This is a genomic window from Porphyromonas gulae DSM 15663 (genome assembly GCF_000378065.1).
Lineage (GTDB): Bacteria > Bacteroidota > Bacteroidia > Bacteroidales > Porphyromonadaceae > Porphyromonas > Porphyromonas gulae.
This window is the reverse complement of sequence record NZ_KB899151.1, coordinates 1-18500: the sequence shown is the minus strand read 5'-3', so window position 1 is coordinate 18500 and position 18500 is coordinate 1. Positions and strand designations below refer to the sequence as shown.

At 48.6% G+C, this 18500-nt stretch carries 16 protein-coding genes; 9 read left to right on the top strand and 7 right to left on the bottom strand.

From position 1 onward, the window contains the following. From dtd to F452_RS12280, 4 genes are read left to right on the top strand one after another with little or no spacing between them, the layout of a single operon-like run. Positions 1-453 carry a D-aminoacyl-tRNA deacylase gene (gene dtd / locus F452_RS0102395; protein WP_018964666.1) on the top strand — a complete coding sequence of 151 codons (453 nt, stop codon included), beginning with the start codon at positions 1-3 and terminating at the stop codon, positions 451-453. 4 nt (positions 454-457) lie between these two features. Beyond that, positions 458-808 carry a nucleotide pyrophosphohydrolase gene (locus F452_RS0102390; protein ID WP_018964665.1) on the top strand — a complete coding sequence of 117 codons (351 nt, stop codon included), beginning with the start codon at positions 458-460 and terminating at the stop codon, positions 806-808. Beyond that, complete coding sequence (gene deoC / locus F452_RS0102385) at positions 795-1664, top strand: deoxyribose-phosphate aldolase (RefSeq protein ID WP_018964664.1); 870 nt, start codon at positions 795-797, stop codon at positions 1662-1664. The genes F452_RS0102390 and deoC overlap by 14 nt, the downstream gene beginning before the upstream one ends. Positions 1665-1702: 38 nt before the next feature. After that, a complete protein-coding gene (locus F452_RS12280) occupies positions 1703-1864 on the top strand; it encodes a hypothetical protein (RefSeq protein WP_018964663.1) in 162 nt (53 codons plus the stop codon). A 108-nt stretch (positions 1865-1972) separates the two neighbouring features. On the opposite strand, the gene F452_RS0102375 is transcribed toward F452_RS12280, so the two are convergent. The 7 genes from F452_RS0102375 to F452_RS0102345 all read right to left on the bottom strand — a co-directional run bounded on the left by F452_RS0102375 (position 1973) and on the right by F452_RS0102345 (position 8956). Next, positions 1973-2947 carry a polyprenyl synthetase family protein gene (locus F452_RS0102375; protein ID WP_018964662.1) on the bottom strand — a complete coding sequence of 325 codons (975 nt, stop codon included), beginning with the start codon at positions 2945-2947 and terminating at the stop codon, positions 1973-1975. Positions 2948-3004: 57 nt separating this feature from the next. Beyond that, positions 3005-3643, bottom strand: coding sequence for a WbqC family protein (locus tag F452_RS0102370; protein ID WP_018964661.1), 639 nt, complete (start codon positions 3641-3643; stop codon positions 3005-3007). 20 nt (positions 3644-3663) lie between these two features. Then, positions 3664-4290 carry a signal peptidase I gene (lepB, locus tag F452_RS0102365; RefSeq protein WP_018964660.1) on the bottom strand — a complete coding sequence of 209 codons (627 nt, stop codon included), beginning with the start codon at positions 4288-4290 and terminating at the stop codon, positions 3664-3666. Then, positions 4280-5680, bottom strand: coding sequence for a signal peptidase I (gene lepB / locus F452_RS0102360; RefSeq protein ID WP_018964659.1), 1401 nt, complete (start codon positions 5678-5680; stop codon positions 4280-4282). Before lepB (F452_RS0102360) ends, lepB (F452_RS0102365) begins: the two co-directional genes overlap by 11 nt. A 17-nt stretch (positions 5681-5697) precedes the next feature. After that, positions 5698-6414: a 4-hydroxy-tetrahydrodipicolinate reductase gene (dapB, locus tag F452_RS0102355; RefSeq protein WP_018964658.1), complete on the bottom strand. Its 717-nt coding sequence runs from the start codon at positions 6412-6414 to the stop codon at positions 5698-5700. 60 nt (positions 6415-6474) lie between these two features. Further along, positions 6475-7818, bottom strand: a complete 1344-nt coding sequence (locus tag F452_RS0102350) for a deoxyguanosinetriphosphate triphosphohydrolase family protein (protein WP_018964657.1) — start codon at positions 7816-7818, stop codon at positions 6475-6477. Between the two features lie 145 nt (positions 7819-7963). Next, a complete protein-coding gene (locus F452_RS0102345; RefSeq protein ID WP_018964656.1) occupies positions 7964-8956 on the bottom strand; it encodes a YeiH family protein in 993 nt (330 codons plus the stop codon). A gap of 509 nt (positions 8957-9465) precedes the next feature. Here F452_RS0102345 and F452_RS0102340 point away from each other — a divergent pair. The 5 genes from F452_RS0102340 to F452_RS0102320 form a co-directional block, all read left to right on the top strand. Beyond that, on the top strand, positions 9466-9825 hold the full coding sequence (locus tag F452_RS0102340; protein WP_018964655.1) for a hypothetical protein: 360 nt from the start codon (positions 9466-9468) through the stop codon (positions 9823-9825). A 335-nt stretch (positions 9826-10160) separates the two neighbouring features. Beyond that, positions 10161-12662, top strand: coding sequence for a TonB-dependent receptor (locus F452_RS0102335; RefSeq protein ID WP_026292124.1), 2502 nt, complete (start codon positions 10161-10163; stop codon positions 12660-12662). Positions 12663-13200: 538 nt separating this feature from the next. Further along, positions 13201-13938 carry a DNA repair protein RecO gene (recO, locus tag F452_RS0102330; RefSeq protein WP_018964653.1) on the top strand — a complete coding sequence of 246 codons (738 nt, stop codon included), beginning with the start codon at positions 13201-13203 and terminating at the stop codon, positions 13936-13938. 72 nt (positions 13939-14010) lie between these two features. Next, positions 14011-15759, top strand: a complete 1749-nt coding sequence (locus F452_RS0102325; RefSeq protein ID WP_018964652.1) for a phospho-sugar mutase — start codon at positions 14011-14013, stop codon at positions 15757-15759. 393 nt (positions 15760-16152) lie between these two features. After that, positions 16153-18500: C25 family peptidase propeptide domain-containing protein (locus F452_RS0102320; RefSeq protein WP_026292123.1), on the top strand; the 2348-nt coding region annotated here is incomplete at its 3' end.

Sequence of the window (18500 nt, the reverse complement as noted above, 5' to 3'; positions counted from 1 at the left end):
ATGAGAGTGGTAATACAAAGAGTAACGGAGGCATCCGTCAGCATCAGAGGAGCAGTACACAGCCGTATAGGTCAGGGAGTGCTGGTTCTGGTAGGGATAGAAGACCGAGACGGAGAGAGCGACATCGAACTATTAACTTCCAAGATCTCCAACCTGCGTATCTTCGATGACAGTGACGGGGTGATGAACCTTTCCGTCAAAGACATCGATGGAGAAGCCTTGGTTGTAAGCCAGTTTACACTCATGGGATCGACCCGGAAAGGGAACAGACCCAGCTATATAAAAGCTTCGCGTCCGGAGATTGCCATCCCTCTCTACGAGAGCTTCTGCAACAGCTTGTCCGCAAAACTGGGGAAAGCCGTCGGACAAGGCGTATTCGGAGCAGATATGCAGGTAGCATTGGTGAACGATGGGCCGGTAACCATACTGATAGACACACAAAATAAGGAGTAGAGCCATGTCGGAAATCACACTAAGAGAGGCACAACAACGTGTAGATCAATGGATTAAAACGCTGGGTATCAGATATTTCAACGAGCTAACCAATATGGCTATCCTGACCGAAGAGGTGGGAGAAGTAGCACGTATCATCGCACGGCGGTACGGAGAACAAAGTGAAAAGGAAAGCGACAAGTGCAAGGATTTGGCCGACGAAATGGCTGATGTTCTGTGGGTTCTGCTCTGCCTGGCCAATCAAACCGGCGTGGATCTGACCACTGCATTCCATAAGAATATCGAGAAGAAAACCGTTAGAGACAAAGAAAGACATCAACAAAATACGAAACTACACAACAATGGCAGCAAATAAATACGAAATGGCTTTCGCTCAGTTCGATCCGGCCGAGTCAGAAGAGAGAATTTTACTGAAAACCGATCAAATAATACGGGATCACTATTCACGATTCGACACTCCGGAAACAAAAAAATTCCTGCATGGCGTCATCGATCTGACCAGCCTGAACGCCACGGATACGGAGGAGTCCATCACAAAGTTTACCGAGAGCGTCAATGACTTCGAGGACACAGATCCTACGATTCCATCCGTAGCAGCGATCTGCGTATACCCCAACTTCGTCTCCACTGTGAGAGAAACGCTCACAGCCGAAAACGTGAAAGTGGCCAGCGTCAGCGGCTGTTTCCCCGCTTCACAGAGCTTTATCGAAGTTAAGTTGGCCGAAACGGCACTGGCCGTAAGCGATGGAGCAGATGAAATAGACATCGTACTCAATATGGGTAAGTTCCTGAGTGGGGACTACGAAGCAGCGGCCACGGAAATCGAAGAGCAAATAGCAGCTGCAAAGGGAGCTACCGTCAAAGTGATCCTGGAGACAGGTGCATTGAAAACCCCGGAGAATATCCGTCGCGCTACGATTCTCGCGCTCTTCTGCGGTGCCCATTTTGTAAAGACATCCACAGGCAAAGGCTACCCCGGAGCGAGCCTTGAAGCAGCCTATACGATGTGCAAGGTATTGAAACAATACTATGACCTTTTTGGTGAAATACGTGGTATCAAACTGTCCGGAGGTATTCGCACAAGCGAAGATGCTGTGAAATACTACTGTCTGATCGATACACTTTTGGGCAAAGAATGGCTTACGCCGGCATATTTCCGCATAGGAGCCAGCAGCTTGGTGGACGCCCTCCGACAAGATATTATGGTCTAAATCGGCATCCAAACGCAGCCTAATCGAAAAAAGCAGCTATGGCTATCATCCGTAAGAGAAAGACTCAAGAAGAAAAGGAGCGGGAAAATCCGGGTACCTGCCAGACTTTCACCGATATATACTACCGCTATATCGAAGAAGTCGGACGCCACCGCGAGGAAAAGATCAATCCTCCGGCGCAAACGGAGTCGCCAAAATAGCCGTAGCGACACGACTCTCGAAAACTACACCCACAGAAAAATAAAAGCCGAGCTCCAAATCTGATAAATTGCAGCTCGGCTTTTTGGAAAAAATGAGTACAAGACTTATTATTTCGCTCTTTGTACGATAAAATCAGCCAAAGCAAGCAGCGACTGCAGAGCATCCGAGTCAGGGAAAACGGCCAACTCGGCCTTTGCTTTGTCTATAAACTCAGTCATTTTTCTTTCGGCATAAGCTATGCCACCGTGCTCTATGGCAAAGGAGGTAAGAAGCTGCAAATCCTCTTCCGAGAAAGCTTTTTGGTTCAGAATGGTGAGGCAATGATCCCGCAGTGCAGTCTGTTCGTTCTTGAGAGCGAACAGTAGCGGCAGTGTAATCTTCCCTTCGCGTATATCATTGCCCGTAGGTTTGCCTACATCATTCCGATAGTAATCGAATATGTCGTCTCTAATCTGGAAAGCATAGCCGAGCAACTCCCCTACCCTCTTCACCTTTTCCACAATCTCTACAGGAGCCTGAACGGTAATGGCACCGACCTCGGCACAGGCACTAAAGAGCATGGCCGTTTTCTGTCGGATCACTTGCATATACACGTCTTCGTCTATAATCACATTGTCAGCCGTCTCGAACTGCCTGATTTCACCCTCCGACAAGTCGCGCCCCAACTGGGATATAATCGTGATGATGCGAATATCATTCAGAGCGATGGCGCGCATCAGAGCGGAAGAAAGCACGAAGTCCCCCATCAAAACGGTCACACGATTATCGAAAAAAGCATTGAGTGTCGGTACTCCCCGACGCGTAGAAGCCATATCAATGACGTCGTCGTGGATCAGCGTAGCCGTATGGATCATTTCCAGCAGGACAGCCGCTTCGAGAGTCGTCGCATTCGTTTTGCCAGCACAGACGGTAGCGACCAATCCGGTCAGGAGCGGACGGACATGTTTACCGGTAGAGCCGTTCAAGATCTTTATCGCTTTCGTCATCCATTCCGACTGGGAATGAAGCGCGTGCTCGAACGAATGATGAAAATCCTTGACGAATTCGTTGACCGGTGCCTGTATAGCTTCGAGAGTTGTCATAATGGGAGAGGTTGTTATCAATTCAAACAAAGATAGAGATTTTCTTACCCATATTCTTCAACGAATAGACCCCTTCAATATAGATATGGCCAATGGTCCTTCATGAAAAATGAGATCGACAATACTTAGGTTAGGCAGAAATTCCTGCTTATGGGCAAAAGTGCGGTAGTATGTAGGCGGGAAAAAACTTTCATCATCGGGAGCTTGCTTGGGACGAATCGAGTAGCGAAAGTCATTGTGATAGTCCTCCACGTACTCAGAAGTAAACATAATTAACGGCGATATGTCCAGCCATTCAAGGCATACGGAAAGGAGATCCAAATTAAAGTCCCAAAGGAAGGTGTATTTATGCCGGTAAAACCACTCTATTTCAGCCATATAATGGTCAAAAAACGGTGCAGATCCGTAAGAGCTGATAAGTGCATTCAGGTGCAAATGACGCCAGTTGCCATGCTCACTGATGCGAATATCTCTAATCGGTGTCTTGGGAGAGGGAGATTTTTCGACCGGTATGGTCAGCGGCTGCATACCTTCGGGTCCGGCTATGTGGCAACGATTGCGATAGCTTTGCTTCACAAAATTTTCTGCCGTCTCCAAAAGAACACCCTCGGGATGCAACAGCTTCGTGAAGTATTGGATCGGTGGCAGGTAAGCCGTAGAGAGGACGATCGGATCGGAAGGAGAGAGAAGATTCATACGCTCTGCCACTCCCCTATTCAATTTGCGTTCATGACCACTCCCACGATACTCTCTTCGGGCACGATACCGAGATGGCGGGAATCGGGTCCACTCGCAGGATTGTCCGCCAGAATCCAGTAGTAATTGCGGCGGAAATGGAAGAAAGCCGTTTCGGCACCGTCGCGATAGAGTTTTCCTCGGCGAAAGCTGATGTTCGAACTGCACTCCTCTTCGATCGCTCTGCGGCAGGCAAGTAAAGACAGAGGAGTCAGGCGATAAGTCCTGTCATTCCTCGGAATGATAATTTTATAAGGCTCACGAGGAAGCAAAGAGGTGGGCAACTTCAGTTTTCGACTGTTCGCGACTACCCCACCCTTCGATAGAAAGAGGCTGTCACCGGGCAATCCTATCAGCCGTGCCAGATAGAGTCGCGAGTCCGCTTCGCCATCTTGTCTGTACTTTATGACCAGAACATCTCCCCTGTCCGGCGATGCGATCCGATTGATCCATAGCAGCTTTCCGGACCGGTAGGTCGGGAGCATGGCATCGCTTCGGACACGATAGGTAGTAACAAGGAAGAGACGAATGAGGATGGCCGACAACAAAACGAGTGCCGGCAAGCCTATGAAGAAAATTCTGTTCTTATGCCGCGATTTAATCTGCATTGACCGTTCGCATCATTCTACCGAAGCGGATCTTGCCTCCGAAGAGACTCTTCTTGTCCTTGTTCAGGGACAACCAAATGAATACAGGTTTACCTACGATATGATCCTCCGGTACGAATCCCCAGTAGCGACTGTCCGCGGAGTTGTGCCGATTATCCCCCATCATGAAATAATAGTCCATCTTGAAGGTGTAGGAATCGGCCGGACGATCGTTGATGAGAACCGTGCCGTCAGCTTTCTGCACCAGCTTATTTCCTTCGAAATTGCGGATACAACGGCTATACAGGGCCAGATTCAACGGTGTCAAACGAACCGTCATACCCTTGGCCGGGATCAGGATGGGGCCGTAATTGTCGCGCGTCCATCCTGTTTCATACTCCAGCGGATACAGCGGACCGATAGGAGTAGGCTCCACTACGGCCTTGACGAAAGAAGGCTCCGCACGCAACTTGTCCAGCATCCCTCCCGTTAGTGGCAAATGATAGATGATTTGAGGCTGATTCGAAGCCGAATCAATAAGATTGGAACCGGACGAAGCCGCTAACTCTTCGCTCGAAGCCGCTCGTACATCATCATAGTTGATACCCAGTTCGTCTATCAAGTCTACGCTCATCTCTCTGCTCATCCGCACCAAATAGTTCAGCTGCATATTGCGTGGATTGCGCTGCTGCTTGCCATCTATATAGATCTGATTATCCTTGATGCTCAATTCTTGCCCCGGCATACCCACACAGCGTTTCACGTAGTGGTCGCGCCTGTCCACCGGGCGGTAAACGATCTCCCCGTAGAAGTCCGGATTGCTCCAAATCTCCTCCCGTCCTACGAGTTTCTTCCACATATAATAATCCGGATTGGGCTGCTTCACGGCCACCGTATCGCCTGCAGGGAAGTTGAACACCACCAAATCTCCCTCCTTGACGTGTCCGAAGCCTTTCAGTCGCTTGTACGGCAAGAGAGGCTTGTCCGAGAACGATTTGCCACCCGTCAGCGGCATCGTATTGTGCGTCAGCGGCACACCAAGCGGCGTCATGGGCGAACGCGGCCCGTACGAGAGCTTGCTCACGAAGAGGTAGTCGCCTATAAGCAAGGTTTTCTCCAGCGAAGAAGTCGGAATGGCGAAGTTCTGAAACAGAAAAGCGAAGATAAAGGTAACGGCTACGACACAGTAGATAATGTCTGCCACCCAGCTGCAAATGATCCGAAGCGTCTTGTTTCGGATATTCTTATACCAGCCCCATTTGATAATATGGAAGAAATAGTAATCTACGATCAAAGGCAGAAAAATCAGCCAAAACGGGCCGGCCCATATACAAAAAAGGAGGTAAAGGATGGTGATGGCAACGCCTTTTATACGACGCCATGGCGTCAAATCTTTCCAGTGGAAGGTCATATCGTTATTCTGTTGTGTTATAAGCTGATTAAATCGTTCATCGTCAGAAAGCCTTTGTGCGTGGCAGCATATTCGGCAGCCAGCACGGCACCAAGGGCGAATCCCTCTCGACCGAAAGCTTCGTGGCATATCGTCAGCCGATCCACCTCGGATGTATAGGATATGCTGTGGGTACCGGGCACCTCCCCCTCTCGGATGGAAGTGATCGGCAGCTCGTTCTCCTCCGGCGTCTCCGTCAGTCGCCAAGCATCCAGCGACGGAGAATCGGCTATCAATCCTTCGGCCAGCGTAATAGCCGTTCCGCTCGGAGCGTCCAACTTATGCACATGATGGATTTCCGTCAGGTGAGGACGGTACTGATCGTGCCGGCTCATCAATCGGGCAAACGTACGACTGAGCGAGAAAAAAAGATTCACCCCGATGCTGAAGTTCGAAGCCCAGAAGAGCGTCTTTCCCTCATGTCGGCAGCGTTCTTCCAGTTCGGGCAGATGCTCCGTCCACCCCGTAGTGCCGCACACCACCGGCACGGATTTATCCATGCACTGCGAGCAATTCGCATAGGCGGCATCCGGACGGGTAAATTCGATGGCTACATCGGCCGAACGAAACGCTATCGAATCGAAACGATCTTCCTCTCCGGCATCGATCGTCAGTACCACTTCATGCCCTCGGCTGCATGCAATCCGCTCGATCACATGTCCCATCTTGCCATACCCTATCAGTACTATTTTCATAGGATTTTCTTCTTGGAAAAACGAACCGTACCCGGCCGCAAGGGCCAAAGGTACACAGATTTAGCGCAAATTCATTCCCGTGATCTTGCGGTACAGATCCAGTGCGTATATATCGGTCATGCCGGATATATAGTCCAGCGTGCACTGTATCTTGCCGTAGAGGCTCTCCTCCCGTATATTGTACTGCGTACTTACCCGACTGAGCAGCGTCCGGCTATAGGCATGATCAGGGTTGGTGAGGGCCTGCATCATCTTATCTATCAGCGCGCCGAATATCTGATGTCCGGCAAGCTCCACATCCACCACATCGCGCGCCACGTAGATCTTCGAATAGGCCATACGGGCACAGGCAGCGTAGGCCTCTTTCAGCCGTGTTTCCATAGCTCCGACAAGAGTGCCGGAGAAGGTGCCGGACAATATCTCGTCTTCATGATCCAGAAAGACCCGGGTGCATGAATCGACGAGCAGACTGATCACACGCGAACGGAGGTAAGCGATCTGTTCATTGGCATCCGTGATATGATCGAGTACGCCCCGTATATGCCGGAGTTCCTCCTCGGGGCAAAAAGCCAGAAAGAGGCTTTCCGTCTCGGCATAAGTGAGGATACGGAGCTTGTACGCATCCTCTATATCCATGATTTGGTAGCAGATGTCGTCGGCTGCCTCCACCAGATAGACCAGCGGATAGCGAGCGTATTTCACCGGATGCCGGCTTCGGCATAGCATGCCGAGCTCTTCGGCGATCATAAGGAAAGTATCCTCTTCCGTGGCGAAGAATCCGAATTTGCCGGCCTTGCCTGCCATCTCGCTGCTGTATGGATATTTGACGATCGAAGCCACCGTACTGTACGTAAGGGCAAAGCCACCCTTGCGGCGGCCTTCGAACTGATGCGTCAGCAAGCGGAAAGCGTTGGCATTGCCTTCGAAGTGCAGGAAGTCTTCCCAGCGGCCACCTTCCTTGCGGACTGCATCCTCCCATACCCTACCCTTTCCTTCGCGGAAATAGGCCGAAATGGCACGCTCGCCGCTGTGACCGAAAGGAGGATTGCCCATATCGTGAGCCAGACAGGCAGCCGACACAATGGCACTGATGGCCCCCGGCTCCCATGGCAATTCGCCATACCGCGCTTTCAGTCCGCGTGTGATATTATTGCCGAGCGAGCGTCCCACACAGCTCACTTCGAGGCTGTGCGTGAGACGATTGTGTACGAATATATTGCCTGCGAGGGGGAATACCTGCGCCTTGTTTTGCAGCCGGCGAAAAGGAGAAGAAAAGACCATGCGGTCATAATCTCGTTCGAAGTCCGTTCTCTCCCATGGCTGAGCCGATTGTTTCGGTTGGTGGTAGTGCTCCATCCCCACCCTTTTGTCGGAGAGCAATCGCTCCCACTGCATCATAGTCATTGTTTCAATCTGATTCTTATCGAGTTAAAGATAGAAAGATTCGACAGAATGCCGACACTATCCGAAAAAGGAAAGATCCGCTCGCTTCCGCGACCGGAAATACTTCCCACAGCTATATGTCCGGACGAGAGCCGACTACCCTCTCTCAGATCAGCAAAATGAAGGCAAGAGAGCCGACACTGATCAGTATCCACAGGAACAATCCCTGTAGCAGAGCACGAACGCCCACACTGGCAATCACTTCTTTGGTCAGCGATGCTCCGATGAAAAAGAGGGACAGGGTAAGGCCTTTTCGAGCCAAGGAAGCAACAAAACGCCCGACCTCGGGGAAATATGCCTCCAGCAGATAGGTATTCAGGATGATAGCCCCGATAAAAAAGAGGATGAACAGGGGTACGGGAAAGCGATTGGCTCCTTTCGTCTTATAGACAAAAGAGAATACCAGAGTAAGCGGTACGATCCACAAGGCCCTTGTCAGCTTGATAGTCGTAGCTACCCTGAGTGCCTCTTCTCCATAAGCCGATCCGGCACCCACCACCGAACTCGTATCGTGGATGGCGATGGCTGCCCAAGTGCCGAACTGCTGCTGATCCAGAGCAAGCCAGTGACCTATCGACGGAAAGATAAAGAGTGCAACGGCATTGAGCAGGAAGACGGTACCCAATGCTACAGACATTTCGTGCTCTTCGGCCTTCAATATGGGACCCACTGCCGCGATGGCACTACCGCCGCAGATAGCCGTTCCGGCACTGATCAGAGCGGAAGTATTGCGATTCATCTGTAGGATTTTCCGCCCGATGAACCATCCCAACAGAAGGGTGCCGAATACGGAAATTATCGTAAACATCATACCATCGCGACCGGATGCCAACGACTCGCCCAGATTCATACCGAAACCGAGTCCGACTACGGAGTACTGCAATAGCACTTTCGAACCCAATTTGTTCGCCCGTCGGTGCGTGGATCCGAAAATAAGGGCATAGGCCAAACCCATCAACAGGGCCACAGGAGGCGTAAGCCAGGAAGTGAAAGGATGAAATCTCTCTACCAAACTGCCCAAGAGCGTAAGGATCAAGAACACTACTATGGCAGGATACACTATTCGGGAAATATGCGGTTGCGGGTTGTTCGTATTCATGAATCGGGTATTTTACGGAGTAATTCAGGCACAAAAGTAGGTATTTTGTATCGCCGCTTGGGAAAAAATTCCTCTTCTTTTTTGACCGCTTGCCATCACCGATCGCTATGCCTTTTTAGCAGCGTTTCCTTCTCTTGGGCAAAAAATATTGTATGTGAAGTGAACCGAACGGCCTTTTCGTTTTTTAATATAGAGCAGAGCACAATCCGACCTCGGCCATTCTTTCATAAAAAGCGAACCGCAATCTCAGAAATAATGGAACGAGAATTGGAAAAATCTCACGCCACAAAGTTTTCGTTTTGGTTCGAGAATTTTTCCTTTCCGGCGCCGGAAAAAAATACTTTACGCGCGACTTTTTAAGCCCTCTCAAGTAAGGTATTTTTTTTAACATTCCTGTGCCGAATTATGCATCTGACCATGGTGTAGGATCCTCATCTGTAGGTAATTTGCACCGAACGACCGATTTGTCAGTACATTATGTCTGACAAAACGCGTAATTTTGACTTCAAATGAAAGAAAGATTGAACCGAACCGTACGCTATTTTCTGCCTATACTCTTCGCAGTATATGCCGGCTTGGTCATATCTTTCACTCACGTCCATATCATCAATGGCGTGATCATCGTCCACTCCCACGTACAGTGGGGCGACAACGAAAGCGATCCGCAGGACAATCCGCATTCGGATTCGGAATTGATACTGTACAATCAGCTTTCGGCCATATTTACGACTTATTTGGATACGCCGGCCTTAGACTTGGAAGAACCTGTGAGGGCTGTCGGCGTCGTCCCTTTCTTTTGCGACAATCTTATTGCCCTCATTTCGGAGCCAACTCCTTCCAATCATCTCAGGGCTCCTCCCGTAGCCTGATCCATTCTTACCTTATTTCTGACGATCCATTCATTCGGATGGTATCGCACGTGCTCACAATGAGATCCGCTGCATCGGCACACTTGTAGATCTGCCTCTCCACGGCTGATTTATCAAGGGGATTGAATATGCATTCGTAGCCGCGGTGCAAGGGTTTTTCATCCTTCTTAGATACCGATCTTATCGTAGGATAGGGGGTGGGGTACAGTACTGTCAGTATTTACCGCTTACTCTTCCAACCTCAAAAACCGACCGGAAAAGATCGGAACAAGGATACCGAATAGACAATAAAAAAAGACTATATCCATATCAAGCTAATCCAATCAGAAAATAAAATGAAACAACTAAACATTATCAGCTTCATCATTGCTTTCCTATTTTTAGGAATGAGCGCATCGGCTCAGCAATCGGGTGGATCCGTTACAGGTACTGTAGTGGACAAAAGCTCGAAAGAACCTATCGCATACGTACAAGTATTCGTCAAAGGGACGACCCTCGGAACTTCCACGGATGCAAACGGAAACTACTCGATCAAGGGAATCCCTTCGGGCAATCAGACCATCGTAGCCCGACTGATGGGGTACTCCACTTGCGAAGAAAAAGTACATATCGAAAAGGGTGGTTCTCGCCACATAGACCTCTATCTGACCGAAGAGGTTCTCTCTCTCGATGGGGTAGTGGTATCTGCCAATAGAAACGAGACTTTCCGCCGCCAAGCACCTTCGTTGGTAACGGTACTGTCGCCGGAACTCTTCCTCAAAACCAACTCTACCAACCTGAGCCAAGGACTTAAGTTTCAGCCCGGTCTGCGCGTAGAGGACAACTGTCAGAACTGCGGTTTCAACCAAGTTCGTATCAACGGACTCGAAGGAGCCTATTCGCAAATTCTTATAGACAGTCATCCTATCTTCAGTTCGCTTGCCGGTGTCTACGGTTTGGAGCAGATGCCTGCCAATATGATCGAACGTGTAGAAGTCATCCGCGGTGGAGGTTCGGCTCTGTTCGGCTCCAATGCCGTGGGAGGCGTTATCAACGTGATTACGAAAGAACCACTTCGCAATTCGGCCGAGATCAGCCATTCTACAATGACGTTCGACCACGCAAAAGGGTGGGGGAGCTTCCAAAATACGACCCAGTTCAACGGTTCTATGCTGACGGAAGATCGCAAAGCCGGTGTCATGGTATTCGGCCAACACAACTACCGTCCCGGACAGGATATAGACGGAGACAGCTTTACCGAACTGCCCAACCTACGCAACCGCTCGCTCGGTTTCCGCTCATACTATAAGACCGGCCTCTACAGCAAAGCGACTCTCGAATATCACAGCATGCAGGAATACCGTCGTGGTGGCGACAGACTGGACAATCCTCCTTTCGAAGCTCAGATAGCGGAATATCTCCAGCACTATATCAATGGCGGAAGTGTCAAATTCGATCAGGGTTTCAGCGGTGGCAAGGATTTCTTCAGCCTGTATGCTTCGGCACAGGACGTTCAGCGTCGTAGCTACTACGGAGGTGGCGACTATACCGAAAATCTGCTGAACGGAGCAGTTCAGAGCGGAAGCACCGAATCAGACGAATACAACGATGCTTTCACGGCTCTTACTTCCTACGGTACCACCAAGGGATTCGACTTGCAAGGAGGAGGTATGTACCGTCATACCTTCGGAGAAAACTGGGACTTCACCGGCGGACTCGAATATATCTACGGCCAACTCGATGACAGAAGTGGCTACAGACCGAACAAAATAGATCAGAACACCTCTACTTTCAGCCAGTACGACCAGCTCGAATATAAGACGGAGAAGTTGAGTGCCCTGATTGGAGCACGTATCGACTATGTTCTCCTCAATCAGGATGGTAAACGCTATATCGATCCGCTCTTCATTTTCAGCCCCAGAGCCAATGTACGATACAATCCCAATAAGAATCTCAGCTTCCGACTCTCATATAGCGAAGGATTCCGCGCTCCTCAGTATTTCGATGAGGATCTGCACGTAGAGTTGGCCGGCGGTACTCCTATCAGCCGTGTCCTTTCCTCCGATCTGAAAGAAGAACGTTCGCGAAGCATCAGTGCCTCTTTCGATTACTACCACAGAGCAGACGAATGGCAATTCAATATCATGGGAGAAGCCTTCGCCACCTTTATCAGCAATCAGTTCAAACCATCCGATAAGGTTGAAACCATGAGCGATGGCAAAGAATGGATCATTCGTACCATCTACAACGACAAGGATGGAGTATCCAAGGTATATGGCGTGAATCTGGAAGGAAGAATCGCCTACAACAAATCGTTCGACCTCCAGCTCGGCGGTACATGGCAGAGAAGCCGCTACGGCAGCATCTACACTGCAGTAGAAGCAGACGAAACGACGGGACAAGCCGAGATCTCTGTAAAAGACTATGTACGTACTCCGAATCTGTACGGCTACTTCGTCGCTACGGTACGTCCTACGGAGCACTTCGCCATCAACCTCTCCGGTACATTCACAGGCAAAATGGATGTCGTACACGAAGCCTACGAAGGCGATATTCCCGCAGAACATATAGCTCCGGACGGATCATTCGACTTCGAAATGAATGGTCAGCAATTCAAAGGTTTGGCCGAAGGTCATGCCAAGCTCGTCAAGACCCCGGCCTTCGCCGATATAGACCTCAAGCTGAGCCACGACTTCCACCTTGCTTCCACCATGACCTTGGAATTGAATGCCGGAATACAAAACATATTCAACAGCTATCAGAAGGACACGGACAAGGGACCGGGTAGAGCTTCCACCTACGTATACGGTCCTATGCAGCCCAGAAGGATTTTCATCGGCACAAAGATCAATTTCTGATCCCACAGCATAGCTACTATTCTATATCTATGAGGAGATCGGTTGCTTCACCTTTCAACAGGTGGGCAACCGGTTTTCTTTTTATTATATATTCCTTTTTGAAAAAGAAAAATATATAGGAAGAAGAATGTCGGTTGAAACTGTTGATAAGGCTCGTAATGAGCCATAGAGTAGGGTAGGGGATCAACAGATTTGGAGTAGATACCGATAGATTACTAACAGGTTATTCACTTCGTTGAATGCTGATAGCTAATGAGTTCCTATCGTAATGTGGAAAACTTTTGTTTCTACGGTCGATTCGGTCTGTTCGTTTTCGTGCCGAACTGTGGATAATCCTTGGCAAAAGTTGATGAGAATTTGCTGCTTACTTTTTTGTCTTTGCAGAAGAATAATTCTATATGAAGATTCTTTCGGATCGAGCAAGAGAATAAGCAGGTTTTTATCAGCGAATTTTCAACAGGTTTATCGACAGTCTATGTGGAAAACGATTGTTTCGGACGACTGAATAGGCGATATTTGTATCCACGTTCGGTTAGTCATGATTATAGTCAGCAGAGCGATAGTTCTTCACAATACGGCTTATAACGACAGCTATAGTATAGCCCATCTTTTCAGTAGAGAGAGTGGCAGAGTGTCCTATCTGATACCGCACTCATCCAAGCGAGGGAAAGGTGGCGGTAGTTTGCGTTTGCTTATTTCTCCTCTGAACGAACTGGAGATAACGGCCGAACACAAGCCGCACCGCGATTTGCACTTCATCAAAGAAGCCAAGCTATGCAGTTCGCGTGGCCGTATTCAGTCCGATCTGGTAAGGAATAGTATAGCACTCTTTCTGACAGAATTTCTTTATCTGATCTTACGACTGCCGGAAGCCGATACGAATCTGTATGATTTTGTGGCTTCTTCCATAGACAAGCTCGAAGAAATGGATGGGTCGATGGCCAATTTTCATTTGGCTTTCCTTTTTCGTTTGCTTGTTCCGTTGGGGCTGATACCCGATTTACAGTTCAAAGGAAGTGTTATTCCTCGTTGGTTCGATCCTGCCGATGGTCGCTTCGTATCGAATGCTCCTGCTCATGGAAGAGGAATCCCACCCCATCAATCGACATATTTACAGCTCTTTAGCCGTATTACATTCGATAATATGAAAGCTTTTCGGCTTTCGAGGGCCGAGCGAAGACAGGTTTTGGATTATCTGGTGGATTACTATCGCTTTCATCTTCCGCCTTTCCCTCTGCTGAAGACGCCCGACATTCTTTCGGCTTTGTTCGATTGACTGTTTCATTTCTAACCTGGAAACAGTACGGAAAACTTATCTTTGTGCGTATCGCAGAAACACAAAATACTTATGGAAACAGACAAATTATTGGATCAAGTGCGTGCCAAAGCCCGAATTTGGCTCGGAAAAGAATATGACGACTCCACTCGAAAATCCGTTCAGGCCATGCTGGACAATGCGGATACGACCGAACTCGTGGATGCATTTTACCGAGATTTGGAGTTTGGTACCGGCGGACTCCGCGGTATCATGGGAGCCGGAACCAATCGTATGAATCGCTATACGGTAGGTGCGGCTACTCAAGGACTCTCCAACTACCTCTTGCGGGAGTTTGCCGGCTCTTCGGACATCAATGTCGTTATCGGCTACGACTGTCGGAACAATAGTCGCTTTTTTGCCGATACGGCAGCGGCTGTATTCTCGGCCAACGGTATCGGGGTCTATCTGTTTGAGGAGCTTCGTCCTACTCCGGAAATATCCTACGCTATTCGTCGTCTGGGATGTAAGAGCGGTGTGATGATTACAGCTTCGCACAATCCTAAGGAATACAACGGCTATAAGGCTTATTGGGAAGATGGGGCACAGATCATAGCCCCACACGATCGTAATATCATTGCCGAGGTCAATCGGATTCGTTCCGTCGATGAGATCAAATTCGAAGCCAAGCCCGAACTGATTCGGATGATAGGTGAGAATATCGATTCGGCTTTTATAACCAAAATCAAGGCACTGAGTCTCTCTCCCGAAAGCATTGCCCGTCATCGGGATATGAAGATCGTATATACGCCTATCCACGGTACGGGAAGTACGATGGTACCCCGTGCTTTGCGTGAATATGGCTTTGCCAATATCATTCACGTACCCGAGCAGGATGTAGTAAGCGGAGACTTCCCTACGGTACATTCTCCCAATCCCGAAGAGCCTGCAGCTCTCGCCATGGCTATAGCCAAAGCGGAGGAGACGGGTGCCGATTTGGTTTTGGCCAGCGATCCCGATGCAGACAGAATAGGAGTTGCCGTGCGTAATAATGAGGGCAGGATGGTGCTCATCAACGGCAATGAGATCTGTTCGCTGCTTATCTATTATTCTATCATGCGTCGCAAGGAATTGGGCGATTTGCGTCCTGATGATTATATTGTCAAGACAATCGTAACCACGGAATTGATCCGCGATATAGCGAAAAAGGAACACGTGAGCATGTTCGACTGCTATACCGGTTTCAAATGGATAGCAGCCGTAATAAGAGAGAATGAAGGTCGCCGCCGCTACATAGGAGGTGGAGAGGAGAGTTATGGCTTCTTGTGGGAAGACTTTATCCGGGACAAGAGTTCGGTATCCGCTTGTGCACTCTTCTGTGAGATGGCGGCTTGGGCTTTGGATCGGGGTATGAGTGTCTATCGACTCATTCGCAGCATCTATCTGGAATACGGTCTTTACTACGAAAAGGGACTTAGTGTAGTGCGTAAAGGTAAATCCGGAGCAGAAGAGATAGAAGCCATGATGAGAAATTATCGTGAATATGCACCTGTAGAACTCGGAGGCTCCCCCGTGAAGGAAATATTGGACTATGCTTCTCTCGAAGGAAAAGACTTGACAAGTGGAGAGAATTTTTCACTCGATATGCCTACAACGAGCAATGTGCTCCAGTACAAGACCGAGGATGGCACCAAGGTTTCCATCCGTCCGTCGGGTACTGAACCAAAGATCAAATTTTACATCGGAGTTCATTTCTCTGTTGCTGACGAGCAGGAATTAGACCGAGCCTATACGATAGCGGAAGAAAAGATTGCCGCCATCCTCCACGATCTCGGTGTCTGATCCGCTTTTTCGGCTATAGATTAAGATTGAATCAAGGGCTGTGCCACAGGGGACTCTCCCCTTCGGCACAGCCCTTAGTTTATGATAAGCACTGAACATACTCGTTGGGTTCCAAAGTCATATCGGAAAGAAGTGCTGACTTTTCAGTACAAAAATAAATAGTGCTCCTATGGCAGAAGAATGTAAAGCGAATATTGAATTAAGTTCTCCTCGTGTCATTATTTTTCGATATAAATTAATCATATTGTAATTGAATTTACAGGAAAAGCGTATATATTTGCGACTGCGGTATTTTTTCCGGATTTTCTGCGGTTCTTGTCTTCCAAGAAGACTTTATAATACATAAAAACGGAAAGTATACCACGCAATAAAATCATATTTAATTTTATCAAAATGAAAAAGTTGAACAAGTTTGTTTCGATTGCTCTTTGCTCTTCCCTCTTAGGAGGAATGGCATTTGCGCAGGAGGCAGAGTTGGGACGCAATCCGAATGTGAGATTGCTCGAATCCGCTCAGCAATCGGTGACAAAGGTTCAGTTCCGTATGGACAACCTCAAGTTCACCGAAGTTCAAACTCCCAAGGGAATGGCACAAGTGCCGACCTATACCGAGGGGGTTAATCTTTCTGAAAAAGGGATGCCTACGCTTCCCATTCTATCACGCTCTTTGGCGGTTTCAGACACTCGTGAGATGAAAGTGGAGGTAATATCCTCTAAGTTCATCGAAAAGAAAAATGTCCTGATTGCTCCCTCCAAGGGAATGATTATGCGTAACGAGGACCCGAATAAAATCCCTTACGTTTATGGAAAGAGCTACTCGCAAGACAAATTCTTCCCGGGAGAGATTGCCACGCTCGATGATCCTTTTATCGTTCGTGATGTACGTGGTCAGGTAGTGACCTTTGCTCCCCTGCAGTACAATCCTGTGACAAAGACTCTCAGGATCTACACGGAAATCACTGTAGCTGTGAGCGAAACCGCTCAGCCGGGTAAGAACGCCCTGAAAGCGAAAGGGACATTTGCCGGTTTTGAAGACACATACAAACGCTTGTTCATGAACTATGAGCCGGGGCGTTATACTCCTTTGGAGGAAAAACAAGACGGCCGTATGATTGTCATCGTCCCTCAAGAGTTCAAAGATGACATCAATGACTTTGTTGCATGGAAGAACCAACGTGGTCTCCGTACCGAAGTGAAAGTGGCAGAAGAGATTGCTTCTCCCGTTACGGCTAACGCTGTAAGAGCTTTTGTCAAGGCCGAATATGAAAAACCTGGTAATGATCTGATGTATGTGCTTCTTATCGGAGATAACAAGCATATCCCGGCAGCACAAGGCGCCGGTGGAAAATCCGATCAGGTATTTGGTCAGATTGTAGGTAATGACCACTACAACGAAATATTTATCGGTCGCTTCTCTTGCGAAAGCAAAGCCGATCTGAAGACACAAATCGATCGTACGATACACTACGAGCGTGATGTCAAAGCCAACGAAGCTTGGTTGGGACGCGCATTGTGTATAGCCTCTTCAGACGGTGGATCTTTCGCAGACAATGGAGAAACTGATATCCAGCATGAGACCGTGATTGCCAATTTGCTCGAAAGCTATGGTTACACGTACATCTCAAAACGGTTTGGAGATTATAACGTTAATGCAAATCATATTATTAGCGATTTTAATAGCGGTATATGTACCACAAACTATACGGGACATGGAAGCGACACTGCTTGGGGTACTTCCGGCTTCAATACTACTCATATGAAACAGCTTGCCAACTACAACCAACTTCCGTATGTTTTTGACGTAGCTTGTGTCAATGGTAATTTCCTTGCTTCCGCTCCTTGTTTCGCAGAAGGATTGATGCGCGCACAAAAAGATAACAAGCCTACCGGGGCTATTGCAATCATCGCATCTACCATCAACCAGCCTTGGAACCCACCCATGCGTGGACAAGATGAAATGAACGAAATACTTTGCGAGAAGCACACAAATAACATCAAGCGGACATTCGGCGGTATTACAACTAATGGTATCTTCGGTATGCTTGAAAAATACAAAGCTTCAGCATTTGCTACAGCAGACACTTGGACCGTATTCGGAGATCCTTCATTGCTTGTTCGCACTCTTACTCCCAAGACCATGACCGTTACAGCTCCTGCTCAAATCAATCTGACAGATGCTTCAGTCAATGTTTCTTGCGATTTCAATGGTGCTATTGCTACGATTTCAGCCAATGGGAAGATGTTCGGTTCTGCAGTTGTCGAAAATGGAACAGCTACGATCAACCTTGCAGGATTGACAAATGAAAGCACTGTTACCCTTACAGTGGTCGGTTACAACAAAGAGACCGTTGTTAAGGCTATCAGCACTAATGGTGAGCCCAGCCCCTACCAGCCAGTATCGAACTTGTCTGCAACTGTAGAAGGACAGAAAGTGACACTCAAATGGGAAGCTCCTGCTGCCGGCAATCGTGCAGAAGTAGTGAACGAAGGCTTCGAGAGCGGCATACCTTCCGCATGGAAGACTATCGATGCCGACGGCGACGGTAACAACTGGACGACTACACCTCCTCCCGGAGGGTCTTCTTTCTCCGGTCATAATGGTGGTTCCTGTGTCTCTTCGGCTTCCTATATTAACTATCAGGGAGCTCAGACGCCTGACAACTATCTGGTAACGCCGGAGCTTTCTCTTGCTAATGGAGGGACGCTTACTTTCTGGGTATGTGCACAGGATGCCAATTATGC